We start from the raw sequence: 16,799 nt of genomic DNA, 5'->3' as shown, positions 1-16,799 counted from the left end.
TGTCTACTTATCGTAACTATATGTTTTTTTATTTATAGCATTTTTAACAAAACTAGATCATTTTTTATTTACCAGAGTAATCACATTAACCACTTCAATCTGACCTTGGTCGATACAAAGCGCCAGTGGCTCGACTAACCACGTGCCTAAGTTAATTGAACGTACACTTCTGCTGCCGACTGAAAAACGGTAATCGTCAAACACATGCATATGGCCCGTGACAATGACGTCAAAAGGTTCGGCATTAAAGACTTTCATAGCATAAGCCTGAATCATGGCTTTTAATTTATCCGGGTTCTGGGCGGCATACTGGCCGGTTTTTTTACGGCTCTTTTTACTTAAACTTTCTCCCACCCGTTTCCAAAGTTTACCCGGAAGATTATGCGCAAACCACTCAATCCACGGCTGCCTGACCGTCTCACGGTAAGCCAAGTAAGCTTTATCATCAGGATTAATGTAGTCGCCGTGTTCACAGCGCACCTTTAATCCGTCGATCATGAAAAAGCCCTCGTTCTCATAGACCGGAATATCGAGCTGGTTAGTCCAGAATCGGTCGACGTGAAAATCGTGGTTTCCCTCGAAGTAAAAAAGCTTTCCGCCGCCATTTTTAAATTTGCGGATTTCATCGATAAGCTGTTTGTAATGGTCTTGTAAGGCCTGGTGATCAGATAACCAGAAGTCAAAAATATCACCTAAAAAATACACGGTGTGTCCGGATGGATTCTGGTTCAATAAAAAGAAAAAGCGCAATAGCAGATTGCCATTGCGCTCGTTGATGTCCGTAATATGAAGATCAGAGATAAACCAATGCTTCATTGAGACACGTTTCGATCTAAGTGTTTAGATCGAAACCTTGTTTCTTTCTGATGAAAGCCGGAACTTCTAAGATGTCGCGAGCCATTTTGCGCGCGTCTTCGACCTGACGTTCAGGGTGGCGTTCTTCAGTCATCATAGTTAATTGTTCAGGAGCTACGTTTTTCTCTTCAGCTACAGCCGGTTGAGTTTCACGAAAAGCACGCGCTTTTGCCAGTAACATATCGCGGGCAGAAGCTGCGTTTGTTGCCACCGGCGAAACTGCCGAAGATAAATCCTGACCAAAAGTTTCGTTGGTTTGTGCGTGTGCGTTCATTTCTGGAGCTGGCGCCGCTGCCGGGGCAGCTACCGGAGTTTCAGGTTGCGTAAAAGCCTGAACTGACTCTTGAACTTGCGCCATCGGCGGTAATACCGGAGCCTGCTGCGGCGCCGGAGTTTGTGGCGGCATCATCATAGATGGCTGTGGCTGAGCAAATTGCTGAGCTTGCATCATCTGAGCGTAGATAGCCGCTTGCTGTTGCGCCTGCTGCATCTGCTGAGCCATATGATTCGGCACAAAATGCTGCGCAGGTTGCTGCGGAAGATCAAACATAATTGAAGGACCAGCGTTTAAGAAAGACTGCATGCTGTTCATTTGCGGAAGAGCATCCATTTTTTCTTCACGGGCAAAACCAGTTGCGATTACAGTTACGCGAACTTCGTCCGTTAAGTTAGGATCGATAACTGCACCGAAGATCACTTCTGCATCTTCAGAAGCTGCTTCAGTGATTAACATCGAAGCTTCGTTGACTTCGTATAATGATAAATCAGGACCACCAGTAACGTTGATAATGATACCAGTCGCACCATCGATTCTTACGTTCTCTAACAGAGGCGAAGAAATTGCCTGGGTTGCGGCTTCAACGGCACGGTTATCACCTTTAGCAGAACCAGTACCCATTAACGCCAAACCTTTGTTCGACATAACAGTTCTGATATCGGCAAAGTCTAAGTTAATAAGACCGCGGATATTGATCAAATCAGAAATACCTTTAACCGCCTGAAGTAAAACTTCATCAGCTTTCTTAAAAGTATCAACAAGCGGAGTTTTATCTCCCGAAATTGATAATAATTTTTGGTTCGGAATAACGATCAAAGCATCAACGTTTTCTTTCAATTCAGAAAGACCGCCTTCAGCATGCTTAGTACGTTTTTTACCTTCAAACATGAATGGCTTAGTTACAACACCAATTGTTAAAGCACCTAATTCACGTGCGACTTTCGCGACAACAGGAGCCCCTCCAGTTCCTGTTCCCCCGCCCATACCGGCAGTAACGAAAACCATGTCTGAACCTTTTAGTTGTTCAACGATTTGGTTGTAAGACTCAATAGCTGATCTGCGACCTACATCAGGATTCGCACCGGCACCAAGACCTTTTGTAAGATCTGCGCCTAATTGGATTTTGTAACCGGCTTTGCTTGAATTTAAAGCCTGGATATCGGTGTTCGCTACGCAGAACTCAACACCTGTCATCCCGCCTTCGATCATTGTTGCAATTGCATTTGATCCGCCACCGCCGACGCCGACAACTTTAATATTAGCGCCGATATTTACGTTCTCTTCTAATTCAAACATGGGTTCCCTCCCGAGTGATAAAAATTCCCTTTAAAAAATTAAAACAAATCTGTAAAAAACTTTTTCATTTTAGATGCCACATCTCCGATAGAGTCTGACATCGCCTCACCTATTAAAGATGTCGTCGAAAGATCCTGCGGCGATTGCGCGTAGTATTCTTTCTTCGTTTCTAAGGCATGAAACAGTAATCCGATAGCTGTCGCAAACTCGCCACCTTTTACTACATCTTTTAAACCACCCACTAACGCCGGATAACCACGGCGTAATGGCAGATCAAAAATAAATTCACCCATCTCGATTAAGCCGTCTAATTGGCTTGATCCGCCGGTGATCACTAATCCTGATCCTAATAGTGGTTGTAAGCCGCTCATTTTAATGTCGTGAGCGATCATATTTAAAACTTCTTCTGCACGCGCTTCTAAGATATGTGCTAACTCTTTACGTGGCACTGTGCGTGATTTTCTGCCGCCAACACCGTCAACTTCGATTGATTCTTGTTCATCAACTAAAGTTGCCAGAGCGCAGCCGTGTTTTTTCTTTAAAATTTCAGCCGACACCTGTGGTGTACGAAGACCTACAGCCACATCGTGAGTAAAGTGCATACCGCCAACCGGTACCATTGAAGTGTGAGCCACAGATCCATTAATTAAATAAACCATTTTCGAAGCGCCGCCGCCGATATCAGCAACACATACGCCAAGATTTTTTTCATCAGAGCTGATAACTGATTTAGTTACCGCAACCTGATCCATCACAAGTCCCGCAACGCGCAGACCGGCTTTTTCGATACATTTTGTAAGATTTGAAATCGCCGATTGTGAAGCCGTTACGATGTGAACATTCGCCTCTAAGCGCACGCCCATCATGCCGATGGGATCAGTGATGCCGTCTTGTTGGTCGATTTTAAATTCGCGGGGTAATACGTGCAAAACCATGCGGTCAGCCGGAATCATGATGGCTTTCGCCGCTTCAATTACGCGGTCGATATCTTGCTGGTTAACTTCTTTATTTTTAACCGCAACCATGCCTTTTGAGTCGAAAGACTGAATGTGCGAACCAGAAACTGAAACCCACACTTCATTTACTTTCGAACCTGACATTAACTCAGCTTCTTCTTTTGCGCGACGGATGCATTCAGTAGTTGCTTCGATGTTAACTACAACACCTTGCTTGATTCCAGAGTTTGGAACTAAACCTACGCCGGTGACTTCGATTTTAGTTTCATTTTTTTCATTAAGAGTTACATGGGACATCACAAGCTTAACAGCTGATGATCCAATGTCTAAAGACGCCAGAACTGGTCCAGAATATTTTGAAGCACTCATCCGTAAGCCTCGTTTTTACTCGTCAAACGACGAGTGTGTTGCAAATACATTAAGCAGAAAAATCACAGACTAACGTCATCCAGACTATAGTCCTCTTTTTAAGCTTAAGGAGTCTGCTGCAACCTGACAAGAACTTTTTTCGAAAGATTTGCGTCTATGACGCGTGCTTTAAGATCGCGCTTTTCGAGATAATCCAAAACTTGCGAAACGCGAGCGGACTTCACCGCAAACTGATCATCGCCCAATTTGATTTTGATATTCGATTTTGCCACTTCAACCCAGTAACCTTCTTTATTATCAAAGCCGATCTCTGAGATGATTCTGTGAGAGAGCTTTCCCTCTTCGGGAAGAGATTTTAAAAGCTCAATCGCCGTTTTTCTTTTTGCCGGATCTTTAACAAAAACTTCACCTTTTAACATCGCTAAAGGCGGTGCCTGGGTGGTATCTACTTCGGGCAAGATCGCACCGTCACTGGTCACCGGACGCACAAAACCTTCCGCTAATCTTTTTTGATCAACGTAAAGCAAACTTAAGACTTTCGGTTCGATTTCAACATCCAAACCCTGTGGCCAAGACCGCGAAATACGAAAATCTTTGATCCAACTTTTGGTTTTTAGTTTTTCTGAAACTTGCGATAAAGACAGTCGCCATAACGACTGTCCTTTATATGCGGATAACTCTTGGTTGAGTTTATCCAGATAGGGCTTAGAAAAGTTTAGTTGTTCTGATTTTGCCATCACCTTGATGTCGATCTCTTCAATCGCGAAAAAACCGCGCTGATCCAGGGTGTAGACCGAGGCAAAAATCGCCGCCGGCACCAACACAAAAATAAAGAACAATCGAAAATAAAATCTAAGCCGTAACCAGTTCACTATTATATCCTATTACTTCTTACCTACTGCTTCAACAGGTAAACCCATTTGTTCGTAACCACATTGCTCATACACCTCTCCAGAAGTATCTAACTTATGAAGGTAAAGAATAACATCCATTTCGCCTTCTAAAGCCGTACCTAAACGGTCAAACGCATGTTCAGAATCAGCCAAGTGGTTTGTACCGAAAGAGGTTTCATCAAACCAGTGATAGTTAAAGTTAACCGGCACTTTATTTTGTACCGATTGGGTGTTGTACCACTGGTCTTTTTTAAGTTTGAACACAAACATCCAGTGTTTACAGCCATCCGCCGGAGACTGCACCGTTACACCCGGAGCCGTAAAACCATCAGAAGCCGACATCTCATAAGACGAAGCCACAAATGGAGAGTAAGCTTGGTCACGCGACATGCCTATACCGTCGTCGTAACCAGATGCGTACCAGTCAGTGTGACGGTTAACCGCATCGCGGATACGCTCGTAAGCAAAACCCTTATCAACATTTTTAGTACCTAAACCCGTTAACGAGTTAAAACCTAAATCCGAACGTCTCCAGAAAACATCTTTGCTGTTTTCCCAAGATTTAACGAAATCATGATAAACAACATTTGCCGAAGCTACCCGTGCCTCATGCTCAGCTTTTAACTTAGCCTGAGTCGCTTTATGCTCTTCAACCTGCGCATCCGAAAGCTCTACGTAATCGCCTTTTTCATGGTCCCATTTTACAAATTTACCGGCTTCATCGGCTTCTAACTCTTCTTCATAGAACGAGTCTTTCACCGGCATTTTGAAACCAAAAGGTCCCTTTGTCGGATCTAAATTCGGAACCATGTAAACCGAGGCTCCTTCAGCCGCAAACACTGAATCATGCTTTTGATCACGCAACAGCCATGTAGCTAGACCCGCACGTGCTGCCGACCAACGGTAAGCAAACGGGTTTGTCGCGTACTTTTCGCAGATATTAGGATCAGCCACTTTATCTTTTGAGGCTGTTTTAAGAACGTATTTACCGTCTTTGGTTCTTGTACAGTTGTTCGTGATGGTCGAAGAGTACCAGATCATACCGTTTGATTCCGGTGAATTTGGCTTGAAGTTTGAATCACCACGGAAGTCGTAGATGTAGTCTAAATCTTCACGGTTACAACGGGCTTTAAACTTGTTGTACTCTTTACGGTATGCCTTTAAACCATCGTCGCGATGATCAAATTTTAAATTACTTTCCACAAACTTTTTAAAGATGAACTTCGTTTCGCAAACTGTGAACGGCTCAATAGGCACATCTTCATTGTATCTACCAAGTTTTACATCGTACTTACGCGCTTCCATTTTTTTGGCACGAAAGATTGCTGCAGAATTTTCGATATAACCTTTATACGAATAAGCTGAAACCTGCGACCATAATTCATGTCTGATATTGATCGTTTGTTGCGGCGTAGCCGGCAGCGTGTACATTCTGTTAACCCAACGGATTTTTTCTTTGATCAACGACGGACGGTCGCGGAACTCACCGCAAAGTAAAGTCATGAAAGCGTGCGCATTTTTACGGCCGTTTTTCACTTCCTGGATATTTGCTGGAAAGTCAGCCGGGACATCGACTAATTCTTTACCATTACGTAAGTTGTAAGTGTAAAGAGGACCAGAGTAGAAATAAAAGCTGTATGGCGAAACCAAGGCTAATTTTTTTACTGCCGATAAAACTTCACGGTTTTTATAATTTGGTGTCGGGATATCAGCCGAATTTCTGTTTCCGCCGCAATAGGCGGCCCAGATTTGCTCTGAGTTCGAACCCGCAGGCACCGGCGGCATGATGTCACTGAAATCAGCTGCCGAAACATATACCGAACTTACTAATAAACTCGAAATTAATAATAGTTTTTTCATCTGGTAATTCCTTATTTAACTTTTTTACCGACAAGAACTTTGCTCGAAAATCGCGGCGCAACACCGTAAACATTTTTATTTGCCGTGCAAGGGTCATAAGAAGCCTGGTAAGTCATACAAACATATGGCTTAGCCGCAGGGTTATGCTGCGTCCTGATCGCTCTTTTGCTCCAGCGGGTGATCCAGCTTTTTTGTGCAGGTTTGACCTGACTCATCGGCACACCAACGATTAGGTGTTCTTTTTCGAGGTTAACAACGCTGTCTTTGTTACAATCGATCTGTAATGAATATAAACGGTCATCAATTTTTTCTGCAAAGTTCACATCAACGGCATTGCGTGATGTTTCAGTAGTTCCCAATAAACCACAGCTCATCACTTCAGTAGTGCTTGAAGGCAAACGATCCATATTCGGGTGTGTATCAACTTGATTATGACTGCACGATGCAAGCAAGGCGATTGCTGCAATGACATAAATCTTCTTCATTATTTATCTCCGTTTTTATTAATAATAGGTTGATCATTTAACAAGTGACTGACCGTACCCTTTGCAGGCAGGTCAGGAATCGCGGTAGCAAGTTTTTCCCACGTGTAAATGTAGTGGTCGGCAAACTTGTACACAACTTCAGGGATAGTTACGTAGTAAGAATTTTCCCAGTTTTTATTAAAGCCTGCACCTGTCAGATTTGCTGAACCGGTAAATACCGCTGTAAAATCTGAAGGCCGATCAGCTTTAGAGTTTTGGCTTGCAAAGATTAAGTACTTGCTGTGGTGTAATTGGTGCTCATCGCCGTTAGTTTCCATGAATTTAAGTCCGGCACCTTTGTTCATTAATTTTTCCATATTGTAGTACTCTTGCGGCATCGTATCGCCGATAGCGTACTCCGGATCATTGGCTTTATAGTATGTATCGTCATCACAAACGATTCTCATATCCGGGCGGTACTTAGGATTGCCTGACATACGTTTTGACAAACCGCTGATCATTTTTGAATAGAAAAATCTATGACATGCTAACCAGATTCTTTTTGCGTTGTTGATGCCCGGAGTACCGGCTTCTTTATCGCCATGTAATAAAAAATCAAGTGCGGTCTTTTTAGTTGAACCAAACTCAGGCTCGCCTTCACCGGGAACAAAGAAAACTTTGATGTCTTTTTCTTCCGGAGCCTTGATGTTAGCCCGGCAGTTTTTGATGGCTTTAATGTACTCTACGCGTGAACGGCCGGAAACTTCATCCCACTCAGCGTTCATTGCACACAAGTGAGCTTTGGCAAAGTGTGAGTTGGCATTGGTCGTAATGAAGTTCCAGTTTTCATGATGGATCACCGGGCCTGATGTCATATTACCAGAAGAGAAAACGATTTTAAATTCGTACTTTGCGTTTGGATTTACGATAAAGAATTTATTATGCGCAAAGCCTAAATCACCTTCCATACCGCGGGTTTTCATCTCTACGTTATGCGGGGCACAGGCCACTAATTCCTGAGCAATGGTTGTGTCTTCAGTGCTGCTCATCACGAAACGGATTTTTACACCTTTTTTCGCAGCTTCGCATAAAGCATTTTTAACAGTTTTGTTTCTGAAAGAAAGATAGGTAAAGAAAATCTCTTTTGTTGATGGCATGTTGATCCACTCAACTATTCGGTACTGCGGCGACTGCGGACGGTCACCCGAGCGGCGTAAGTCGTATTTATTCTTGCAGTATACGTTTTCCGGCTTAGCTTTAAGCTTTTTACCGCTGACACTTCTTACGTCTTCTGTGTAGGTATAAACGCCGCACTCTGGATCAGTGAATAACACTTCGTATTTGTACGGCTTATAATCTTGTAAACGATTGAAGTATTTAACTTCTTGATCTTGCTCTTCCTGTTGTTCCTGAGCAATTTCACGATTTGTTGGAGCAAAAGTCTGACATGAAAATACCGAAGCCAAACAGATAGCCAACGCCGCTTTCTTCCATGAAAACATAGCAGTCTCCTTCGCTGTTAAAACAGACTCTTTTAGATTAAAGGAGAATATGTTTTTTTAAAATGAAATAAAAAAAGAGCTCCGTGGACGGAGCTCTTATGTTAAGACCTAGGTCTGGTGATCTTTTCACATTGTTAACAAGCCGGATGTTGGTCCAGCCTGTGTTAGTGTGTGTCTTATTTAAATTAATCTTCGCCGCCGACTGCAACCGCTTGTTTACCCTGGCCAACCAACGAAGATGAAGGCCACATTTTTTCGTCGAACTCTTTGTTAAATGCAGTCATGACCTCTAACTCTTTTTTCTTATTACGGATCGTAACCATGTTTTCGTCATTGATGTCGTTACCGGTTTGCGACCAGTTCTGTGAACCGATGATAATCACCTCGGCTTTTAACGAACCATCTTTCTGACGGCGGGATAGAGTCGCCGATTTATGGTGATTTAAACCATTCCAGTCATTTTTTCTGACCTCGATGGAACCTGTCGGATTTTTCGCATACGGATTTTCCTGCATCAGATTTCCGTCTTTGGCTTTCCACCAAGAGTTGGCACCGGCACCGGTTAAATTATCGAAGACAATTCGGATATCCACACCGCGGGCAGCTGCTGCCTGCATGGCGCGAACCATTTCAAAACCGCCGCCACCGAACATTGAAATTCTTAATAAGTCGCCTTTTTTTGCCGAGTAAATAAGAGGTAAAATCACGCGGTGTTCACCATCATCGGTCGGAGAAAAGTGAACGCGCACTTCAGTGCCGTCGGTAAATGAAAAATAACGCTGGGTATTCGGGCGCTTTTTATCGTGAAACGCACCTGTTAGCAGGGTTTTAGGCTTTGAAGCACTGCTGTTGTAACCCTGATGCATTTCTGTGAATTCTGCAAGGAACGCATTTGCAATCGCATCGTTCTTGATTAAGATCGCCAGATTTGAATTTGACTCATCACCCATGCAGGTGCGGGCTACGTTGGTTGTACCCGACCAAACGCTGCGAGAACCGTTGTTTTTTTCAAACACCACGAATTTATTATGCATGATACCTGTAAACGGAAATTCAATGCGGGCACGGGCCTGATCATTGGTTTTGACCACTGAATTAAGCAAGCGTAAAACCTGCAAGCTGTTCGCGTATTGAAACGGTGTACGAGACAATGTTTCTTCATAATTTGATAAATCTTTATAAAGACCGATCCAAGTTAGATCGGCAACCTGCAGATCGTAGATCTTAGTTGTTGCCGGTGGCTTTATAAACATATCTTTTTGTAAGTATTTACGTAAATCAAACTGCTTCATGGATTTGGCAAGTACGGCAACATCGGTTAAGTACTGCTTAGCCCAGCTTGGCGGCAAAAAGGCCGCGTTGTCTTTGTCTATTGGATTAATATAGCTATAATCCAGTTCAACTTTTTTATTTCCTAAGGCATATTTGCCGTCAGGTAACTTTGTCATGTTGTAATCGCGCGGGAACGAATTTGCCTGCGCTTCGTCAGAGACATCAAGCACGGCATATGTCGCCACACCGGCTTTCACACGGTCAGCGATCGCGTTAAATACCGTAGCCATCGTATCCTGAATATCGTCAATTCCGTACAAGGCCAAAAAAATTTTCTTTTCGCCTTCGGTTCTGATTTTTTCACCTAAGATTTCAGCTACAGTCGTTTCCGGAATCACAAATTTTTCACGTTTATTGATAAAATTATCGTACCAACCGTTTGTAAAGAAATACTCAAGCTCTAACGATTCGCCGGCTTTAACTGCCGTACCTAAATTTGGATAGACTTCTTGGCGCATTTTAGATTTAGGCGCAACGACTGGTGGCGCTTCTAAACATGACCAGTCTTCAACATCTTCACAGAAGATAAAGTTAGTTGAAGAATTTAATAGACGTGTTAATTGAAACTTAAAATTCGACTTTTCTGGCGTTAAACCGATGGAAACCAAGTAAGTCGCGATACGCTCGATTTTTTCCGGCGCTACTTTCGGTAAGGCTTTTTTAACCGCGGCTTTAGTGGCCTGAACCTGGTTGCTTTCAATGGCAAGTGCGGCCATGAAATCAGCGCGGGCATAAACCGGCTGACTGATCATTTGTACTAAAGTGAGACACGCTAAACCGATACTTAATTTGCTTTTTAGGTTTTTCATATTAAAGGGTTACAGCAGGGCCGGTGCCACTTCTAACCAAATATAGGTTTCCTGATAGCCCTTTACTGTTGAGCCATTAACGATTATGCGTAAATTGGCACACACCCCGTCTCACCTAAAGACAAAAACACACAAAAAACACAGGACTTTAGTCAAAATCCCCGCACATTTTGCCGATAAAGATCATGTGAAAAATCGTTTAATATCGGCCTTACTCATAGGCCTTTTATTTACTGTTTTTGGCCAGGCCGAACCGGGCAAAACCCTATACCTTTCGACGTTAGAAAACGACGACTCCGGCGCCCCCCTGTACTGGTGTAAAAACGGTAAATGCGGTGAAGGCCATATCAAATTAAGCCGCGCCACTGAAGTCACGGTCACCGGCAAAGAATTCTCAGCCCAGATGAGCGATCCTTTCGACGACAGCAGTATCAGCGAGACATTTGTTTCGGTGCGCCTTAAAGACAATACCGAAGGTTACCTGCCGTTATACTTATTGACCGAAAAAAAGCTCGATGCATTTTATTCTGATGAAGGTGACAGCCGGATGCCGGCAGCGGTGAGTAAAAATAAAAAATCCAATTCCTTAAAAGCGGCCACCCTGATTTACGACTTAGTCGGTGAATGCCCGCTTAAAGAGCCTACGGTAATGCCGGCAAAATTACCGAAAGAAAATATTTTCGATACACTTGTGTATAACAAGTTAAAAAAACAAAAAGTACCACGTTTAGTCAACGAACAGATGCGTCCGATGACAACGGAAGATCTAATCAATATCGATTCACTGGCCCGTACTATTTACGGCGAAATGGGCCGATGCTTCCGCAAAGGTCTGCAGTATCCGATTGCTGCCGCGTTGGTTGCGGTTAACCGCAGAGACAACAAAGCCCGCTATAAAGAGTGGACTTTAAGCCGTGTAAAAAGAAAAGTGGCAAGCCTCCCGCCGTTAACAAAGATCGTAACTACGCCGGAAAAATTCAACGTGTGGAAAACCAGTGAAGGCGGAAAGCCCAATGGCCCGCTTCACCACAGTTTATGTCCGGCCCGCGCCGTAAATAAACCATTCTGGAAAAGCAAACGAGCAAGCGCTGCCGAAGTCGACATCTGGAAAAATGCCGTGCGCATTGCTACTGAGGCGGTGATGTTTCCATCACGTTTTAAAGCGCGCAGCCCGGCCATGCGTAATATTAATTTTTACACCTCTGGTATGGGACAATATCAGGATTATATGCAGGTCTTCCCGTTTGTGAACGACAGACCTCTCGAACATTTTGAATGCATCGAAATATGGAAAGAACCGGGTCGCTAGCGCGCTCAATTTGCAGTGCAGATTAGTATTGAATCAAAGATTTAATTGGTTCGTTTTTAAATGTCATAGTGTTCAGAAAAGTTAAATTAATTAACACCAATACATCAGAAATTTTGTAGCCGGCTTTTTCGCACAGACTCATTGAGGCTTTTAATGTTCCGCCGGTTGCAAGAACATCATCAACGATGACCACACGTAACGGTTTTTGTGTCGGCGCAATCTCTAAAGTCGCTTCGCCGTATTCTAACTTATACGATTCCTTGATGGTCGGCGGAGGAAGTTTGCCGGCTTTGCGTAACGGCAGAAATCCTTTACCAAAGTGCGCAGCTAATGCCGTACCAAAAATAAATCCGCGCGACTCAATCCCGACAAACACATCAACTTCATCCAGGTTAATCAGTTTGCCGAAATCTTCAGTCACTTCTTTAAACGCACCCGCATCCTGTAACATCGGAGTCACATCACGGAACAATACACCCGGAATCGGAAAATCAGCTACATCACGAATTAATTTCTGATAAGATTTCATATGCTAGAACATCTTTTTACGTTGAGACGACGGTAAGATCCTAAGTACTTCGCGGTACTTAGCCACTGTACGGCGGGCAATGTCGACGCCATCTTTTTTAAGCAGATCTACCAGTTTTTGATCAGATAATGGCTTTTTCGGGTCTTCTTTAGCCACCAACTCTTTGATTTTTAGTTTAACCGCTTCTGAAGCTAAGGCATCCCCGTCAGTTGAAGCGATACCCGAGTTAAAGAAGTATTTAAGCTCGAAGATACCTTGCGGTGTATGCATGTATTTCGCTGTTGTTACGCGCGATACGGTCGACTCATGCATGCCGATGTCGGCCGCAATATCACGTAAGATCATCGGCTTTAAGAACGCTGTTCCTTTTTCAAAGAATTCACGCTGATGTTTAACAATCGAATCCGACACCTTGTAAATCGTACGTTGACGTTGGTGGATTGATTTAATCAACCACACCGCTGATTTTAGTTTTTCAGAAATAAAATCCGCAGCTTTGGCATCTCCGGTAGGCGTCGTGCCGCCTTTTAACATATTACGGTAATAATTCGAGATTCTTAACTTCGGCAGACCATCTTCATTTAACGATACACTGAAGTCGTCGCCCACTTTATACACGTAAACATCCGGTGTTACATAGTGTGTATCGTTACCTGCATAGGCACGACCGGGTTTTGGGTCCATCGCGTAGATTATTTTACACATCTCAACCACTTCTTCCATTGGCTTTTGTAAAGCTTTGGCGATGGCATCGTAGTTCTTTTTTTCTAAGTCTTTTAAGTGATTGTTGATCAACGTGACTAAATCCGTCGTGTCTTCTTCTAAGTGCTTGGCCTGAACCAATAAACACTCTTTAAGATCACGGGCTCCTACGCCGGCAGGATCGAATTCATGAATGAGTGTTAACGTATCTTCTAATAGTTGCAGATCAACTTTTTCTTCTTCAGCAATCTGGGCCAGTGGAGTTTTGATGTAACCGTCGTCATCGATGTAGGCAATCAGCGCATCAGCAGCCAACTCTTCTTCGGCGTTAAAGCCGGCCATTTTGGCCTGCCAGTACAAGTGATCATGCAGCGTCTGCGTGGTTGAGATCACGTTTTCGTAGTTCATGATCTCTTCAGAACCTGAACTCGCTTCGCGAGGCATTTTATGCTGGATTTCTAAATAATTTTCCCACTCAAACTCATCCTGTTTTTGTGGGTCTTGCGCTTCGGCTGTTTGCGCTTCAGTAGGTGTGCCGTCAACCTGGGCTGCGGCTTCTTTGGTACGCTCAAAGTCTTCTTCTTTTAAAACTTCGGCCTCTTCTAAAATCGGATTTTCTTCTAATTCTGAACGAACCTGTGATTCAAGTTCTAAGCGTGACATCTGAAGCAACTTGATCGCCTGCTGTAACTGCGGCGTAATTACCAAGCCCTGACTTAAATTCATCGTTTGCTTCATTGCCATGTACTAACTTCTTCCTACTATAGTTTAAAATTTTCACCCAAGTAAAACTTGCGGGCCGTTTCCGAATTCGCGATTTGTTCAGAGTTTCCGCTCACTTGGATTATGCCATCCTTTAGAATATAAGCATAATCGCAAATACCTAAAGTCTCACGCACGTTATGATCTGTGATCAAAACTCCTATACCTTTGGCCTTAAGATCTCGAATGATATTTTGGATTTCCCCCACCGCAATAGGATCAATACCTGCGAATGGCTCATCTAACAATAGAAAATGCGGTGAACCAGCCAAGGCGCGGGCGATTTCCACTCTGCGACGCTCACCGCCGGATAATGCATAACCAAAAGACTCACGAATATGGTTGACTCGAAAATCCTGTAACAGACTCTCCAGTTTTTCGCGGCGCTCCTGAGGGTCGTAACCGTGGGCCTCTAAGGCCACCAGGATATTATCTTCGACCGACATACGGCGAAAGATACTCGGCTCCTGCGCTAAATAGCTAAGGCCTGAGCGGGCCCGCTTGTACATCGGGTATTCAGAAATTTCCAGATCGTTAAGCATGATCGAACCTGAATCGGATTTAACCAGGCCCACCACCATATAAAACGATGTGGTTTTGCCGGCGCCGTTAGGTCCCAAAAGTCCTACAACCTGCCCTGAATGCACTTCAAAAGAGACATCTTTTACGACTAAACGCTCACCATATTTCTTGGAGATATTTTTGATGGTTAAGGTACTAGTTGCATTTTCGGCCATGGCTATTCAAGATTCTTTCTAAAGTTAATTAATCAACAAAAGTTATTGCACTTTTTTACTGTCGATTTTTACTTTATTCATCTTAACTTTTTTTCCGCCTTCTAGGAAGACGATTTCTTCACCTTGGATTTCGTCCTCGCCCATCTGGACTTTAGGTTGACCACTTAAGGTCATCGTGTCGTCGATCAGGTTCATCAGCAGCTGCTGACACACAGCGCTTTTGCCTTCATCTTTAAGAACGACTTTATCTTTCAATAAAATCGATTGCAGGGCCTTTTGTTTTTCGGAATAGCGAAAAAATGCCTGTGGCGCTGTTACTTTGGTTTTATCAAACGTCATGTGTACATTACCGGAAAACAGCGCTTCCTGGTTTTTATTGGAGAATTCGGCCGCATTCGAAGTAACGTGGAAGTTTTTATTATCCATTTCTTTGCTGGCTTCGATATTGGATTCAATATACATTTTGTTGGTTTTCAGATCGATTCTAAATCCCTGACCATTTAATTTAAAACCTGCGCCGCTTTTATCTTCGGGGCCCAACATCGACACCAGGTTATCACTGACCAGCATCTTAGAATCCGCCAGGTAGTTCATATCGTTGGTCTGAAACTGATAGCCATTCGCACTCTGGGTAATCACCTGCCCACGGATCAACATATTTTTTGTTTGCCCGTTGATTTCGCCGACATCACCCGAAACGACATAACTCGACTGGTTTTCATTGAAGAATTCAACTTTAACCTTTTTTAACACCCAAAGCTCTTCACTGGAGCCGGTAGCTTCATCGGCGCGCAATTCCCAGCCTTTCGCGTTGTTTGAATTTTCGACCAGATGCACGCCCACCATTTTTTGCTCAACGGCTTTGCGTCGTGCGGGCTCCTGTGGTTTTTTGTTTTTTTCGGCTTCAGCCTTCATGTCAGCTTTTTCTTTTTCGGCAATTCTTTTAGCTGCATCAAGCTGCGACGGAGAGATTTCCTGCGGTGCCATTAATAATGCCTGAACGAAGATCAGGCTTATCACCACAAATAGAAAGATAGAAATTTTATTGAGTTTTAACTTCCTGAGTAGCATTTTTATTGTCTGCTTCTTTTGCTACTGCAAAATTAATCGGGCCACCGCCGGCCTCGTAGATTGAATACATAACTTTTTTCAAAGTTAAATAATCCATATCTTTATCCGCTTGTAAAGTGACTTTTCTCCAGGCGTTAGGATCTATTTCTTCATTGCCCACAGTTTTATCAACCACGTTACGGATTTTATTCTGTAATTTAGCTTCTTGGTCAGCTTTGGCCTTTTCAAGAAGTACACGCACCTGGTCACGTAAATTCGGGATAACCCAGTCAGTCGATGCTTGCACCTCAGCAAAGGTCGCAACCTGCGTTCTGTCGATCAAAACTTCTTTTGACGACACGGTCACGACAACCGCAGGCTTTAATTCGTTCACCCGCATCGCTTTTGGAAGTGTGACTTCTTTAGGGATGTAGAGGATTTCACCTGTGGTGTTGTAATTTTGTAATAAGAAAATAACTAACACGGTGAACATGTCAACCATCGCAGTTAATGACAGAATAGCCGTAACAGAACGTTTGCCGCCGCGGCGCTTTAACAGTCTGTGATAACGGTGTCTTTGCCCGGGTTTTTGAATAGCCATTAGTTCGGTCCTCCGGTTAATAACTCAGGAGAAAATCCGGCGCGTAACCCTAAGTCCATTGCAGTTACCACATGTTCGTACTTAATTTCGTTTTCGATGGCCATTTTGATGCCACCTTTATCCGGATACATTTGTTTAACTTTGTCCAGATCAGCACTTAACGCTTCTTTGTCGTATTCACCATTTAACATCGGGATGGCACGCACATCTTTACCAACATAAAGAACGTATCCCGTTGCTTTGATATCCAAACGTAAAACTAAATCTTCAAGAGGTGGAGGAGTAATCACCTCTTGATTTGGATCTTTTGGCGACGCAAATGAAGCGCCTAACTGAATCATCGAAACTTGAGTCCAAACAGCAGAGATCAATAGAAAGGTGATCAACACTGACATTAAGTCAATGAACGGAACTAAGTTCAGATCAAAATTTTTACTGCGTCCCCGGCCACCGGTTTCAATATGTGCCATTCGTTACCTCAAAGTTAACTCGAAAA

Annotated in this window: 15 protein-coding genes; 1 reads left to right on the top strand and 14 read right to left on the bottom strand. The window is 43.5% G+C overall.

The genetic code is table 11. The annotated features are described in order from the left end of the window. Window positions 1–57: 57 nt before the first annotated feature. The 8 genes from AC04MM_RS00625 to AC04MM_RS00590 all read right to left on the bottom strand — a co-directional run bounded on the left by AC04MM_RS00625 (window position 58) and on the right by AC04MM_RS00590 (window position 10,613). On the bottom strand, window positions 58–816 hold the full coding sequence (locus AC04MM_RS00625) for a UDP-2,3-diacylglucosamine diphosphatase (RefSeq protein WP_475378381.1): 759 nt from the start codon (window positions 814–816) through the stop codon (window positions 58–60). A 16-nt stretch (window positions 817–832) separates the two neighbouring features. Next, window positions 833–2,428: a cell division protein FtsZ gene (gene ftsZ, locus AC04MM_RS00620; RefSeq protein ID WP_475378380.1), complete on the bottom strand. Its 1,596-nt coding sequence runs from the start codon at window positions 2,426–2,428 to the stop codon at window positions 833–835. Between the two features lie 38 nt (window positions 2,429–2,466). After that, on the bottom strand, window positions 2,467–3,753 hold the full coding sequence (ftsA, locus tag AC04MM_RS00615; protein ID WP_475378379.1) for a cell division protein FtsA: 1,287 nt from the start codon (window positions 3,751–3,753) through the stop codon (window positions 2,467–2,469). 104 nt (window positions 3,754–3,857) lie between these two features. Next, on the bottom strand, window positions 3,858–4,625 hold the full coding sequence (locus AC04MM_RS00610) for a cell division protein FtsQ/DivIB (protein WP_475378378.1): 768 nt from the start codon (window positions 4,623–4,625) through the stop codon (window positions 3,858–3,860). Window positions 4,626–4,637: 12 nt separating this feature from the next. Then, window positions 4,638–6,506: a hypothetical protein gene (locus AC04MM_RS00605; protein WP_475378377.1), complete on the bottom strand. Its 1,869-nt coding sequence runs from the start codon at window positions 6,504–6,506 to the stop codon at window positions 4,638–4,640. 11 nt (window positions 6,507–6,517) lie between these two features. Further along, entirely contained in the window at window positions 6,518–6,991 is a 474-nt protein-coding gene (locus AC04MM_RS00600) for a hypothetical protein (protein WP_475378376.1), read from the bottom strand. Continuing rightward, entirely contained in the window at window positions 6,991–8,472 is a 1,482-nt protein-coding gene (locus AC04MM_RS00595; RefSeq protein ID WP_475378375.1) for a phospholipase D-like domain-containing protein, read from the bottom strand. Before AC04MM_RS00595 ends, AC04MM_RS00600 begins: the two co-directional genes overlap by 1 nt. Before the next feature lie 185 nt (window positions 8,473–8,657). After that, on the bottom strand, window positions 8,658–10,613 hold the full coding sequence (locus AC04MM_RS00590; RefSeq protein WP_475378374.1) for a phospholipase D-like domain-containing protein: 1,956 nt from the start codon (window positions 10,611–10,613) through the stop codon (window positions 8,658–8,660). Window positions 10,614–10,800: 187 nt separating this feature from the next. Between AC04MM_RS00590 and AC04MM_RS00585 the strand changes: the two genes are divergently transcribed. Further along, window positions 10,801–11,922, top strand: coding sequence for a hypothetical protein (locus tag AC04MM_RS00585; RefSeq protein WP_475378373.1), 1,122 nt, complete (start codon window positions 10,801–10,803; stop codon window positions 11,920–11,922). A 22-nt stretch (window positions 11,923–11,944) separates the two neighbouring features. Here the strand turns inward: AC04MM_RS00585 and AC04MM_RS00580 are convergent, their stop codons facing one another. Genes AC04MM_RS00580 through AC04MM_RS00555 form a run of 6 tightly spaced genes read right to left on the bottom strand, consistent with a single transcriptional unit; the run spans window position 11,945 to window position 16,773 of the window. Then, on the bottom strand, window positions 11,945–12,451 hold the full coding sequence (locus AC04MM_RS00580) for an adenine phosphoribosyltransferase (protein WP_475378372.1): 507 nt from the start codon (window positions 12,449–12,451) through the stop codon (window positions 11,945–11,947). 3 nt (window positions 12,452–12,454) lie between these two features. Beyond that, window positions 12,455–13,897, bottom strand: coding sequence for an RNA polymerase factor sigma-54 (gene rpoN, locus AC04MM_RS00575; protein ID WP_475378371.1), 1,443 nt, complete (start codon window positions 13,895–13,897; stop codon window positions 12,455–12,457). 17 nt (window positions 13,898–13,914) lie between these two features. After that, window positions 13,915–14,652: an LPS export ABC transporter ATP-binding protein gene (lptB, locus tag AC04MM_RS00570; protein ID WP_475378370.1), complete on the bottom strand. Its 738-nt coding sequence runs from the start codon at window positions 14,650–14,652 to the stop codon at window positions 13,915–13,917. Between the two features lie 42 nt (window positions 14,653–14,694). After that, window positions 14,695–15,723, bottom strand: coding sequence for an LPS export ABC transporter periplasmic protein LptC (lptC, locus tag AC04MM_RS00565; protein ID WP_475378369.1), 1,029 nt, complete (start codon window positions 15,721–15,723; stop codon window positions 14,695–14,697). Next, window positions 15,695–16,303: an ExbD/TolR family protein gene (locus tag AC04MM_RS00560; RefSeq protein WP_475378368.1), complete on the bottom strand. Its 609-nt coding sequence runs from the start codon at window positions 16,301–16,303 to the stop codon at window positions 15,695–15,697. The genes lptC and AC04MM_RS00560 overlap by 29 nt, the downstream gene beginning before the upstream one ends. Beyond that, on the bottom strand, window positions 16,303–16,773 hold the full coding sequence (locus AC04MM_RS00555) for an ExbD/TolR family protein (RefSeq protein ID WP_475378367.1): 471 nt from the start codon (window positions 16,771–16,773) through the stop codon (window positions 16,303–16,305). Before AC04MM_RS00555 ends, AC04MM_RS00560 begins: the two co-directional genes overlap by 1 nt. Window positions 16,774–16,799 lie beyond the last annotated feature (26 nt).

The organism is Bdellovibrio sp. SBM16 (assembly GCF_056175625.1).
The sequence above is the reverse complement of the archived record's forward strand: the minus strand, read 5'-3'. Positions and strand labels throughout refer to the sequence as shown.

Bases quoted from the DNA above. Each gene is read 5' to 3' on its own strand.
- rpoN (WP_475378371.1), bottom strand. From the start codon at position 13,897: ATGGCAATGAAGCAAACGATGAATTTAAGTCAGGGCTTGGTAATTACG.
- lptC (WP_475378369.1), bottom strand. From the start codon at position 15,723: ATGCTACTCAGGAAGTTAAAACTCAATAAAATTTCTATCTTTCTATTT.
- AC04MM_RS00580 (WP_475378372.1), bottom strand. From the start codon at position 12,451: ATGAAATCTTATCAGAAATTAATTCGTGATGTAGCTGATTTTCCGATT.
- AC04MM_RS00590 (WP_475378374.1), bottom strand. From the start codon at position 10,613: ATGAAAAACCTAAAAAGCAAATTAAGTATCGGTTTAGCGTGTCTCACT.
- AC04MM_RS00605 (WP_475378377.1), bottom strand. From the start codon at position 6,506: ATGAAAAAACTATTATTAATTTCGAGTTTATTAGTAAGTTCGGTATAT.
- AC04MM_RS00625 (WP_475378381.1), bottom strand. From the start codon at position 816: ATGAAGCATTGGTTTATCTCTGATCTTCATATTACGGACATCAACGAG.
- AC04MM_RS00560 (WP_475378368.1), bottom strand. From the start codon at position 16,303: ATGGCTATTCAAAAACCCGGGCAAAGACACCGTTATCACAGACTGTTA.
- ftsA (WP_475378379.1), bottom strand. From the start codon at position 3,753: ATGAGTGCTTCAAAATATTCTGGACCAGTTCTGGCGTCTTTAGACATT.
- AC04MM_RS00600 (WP_475378376.1), bottom strand. From the start codon at position 6,991: ATGAAGAAGATTTATGTCATTGCAGCAATCGCCTTGCTTGCATCGTGC.
- lptB (WP_475378370.1), bottom strand. From the start codon at position 14,652: ATGGCCGAAAATGCAACTAGTACCTTAACCATCAAAAATATCTCCAAG.
- AC04MM_RS00595 (WP_475378375.1), bottom strand. From the start codon at position 8,472: ATGTTTTCATGGAAGAAAGCGGCGTTGGCTATCTGTTTGGCTTCGGTA.
- AC04MM_RS00555 (WP_475378367.1), bottom strand. From the start codon at position 16,773: ATGGCACATATTGAAACCGGTGGCCGGGGACGCAGTAAAAATTTTGAT.
- ftsZ (WP_475378380.1), bottom strand. From the start codon at position 2,428: ATGTTTGAATTAGAAGAGAACGTAAATATCGGCGCTAATATTAAAGTT.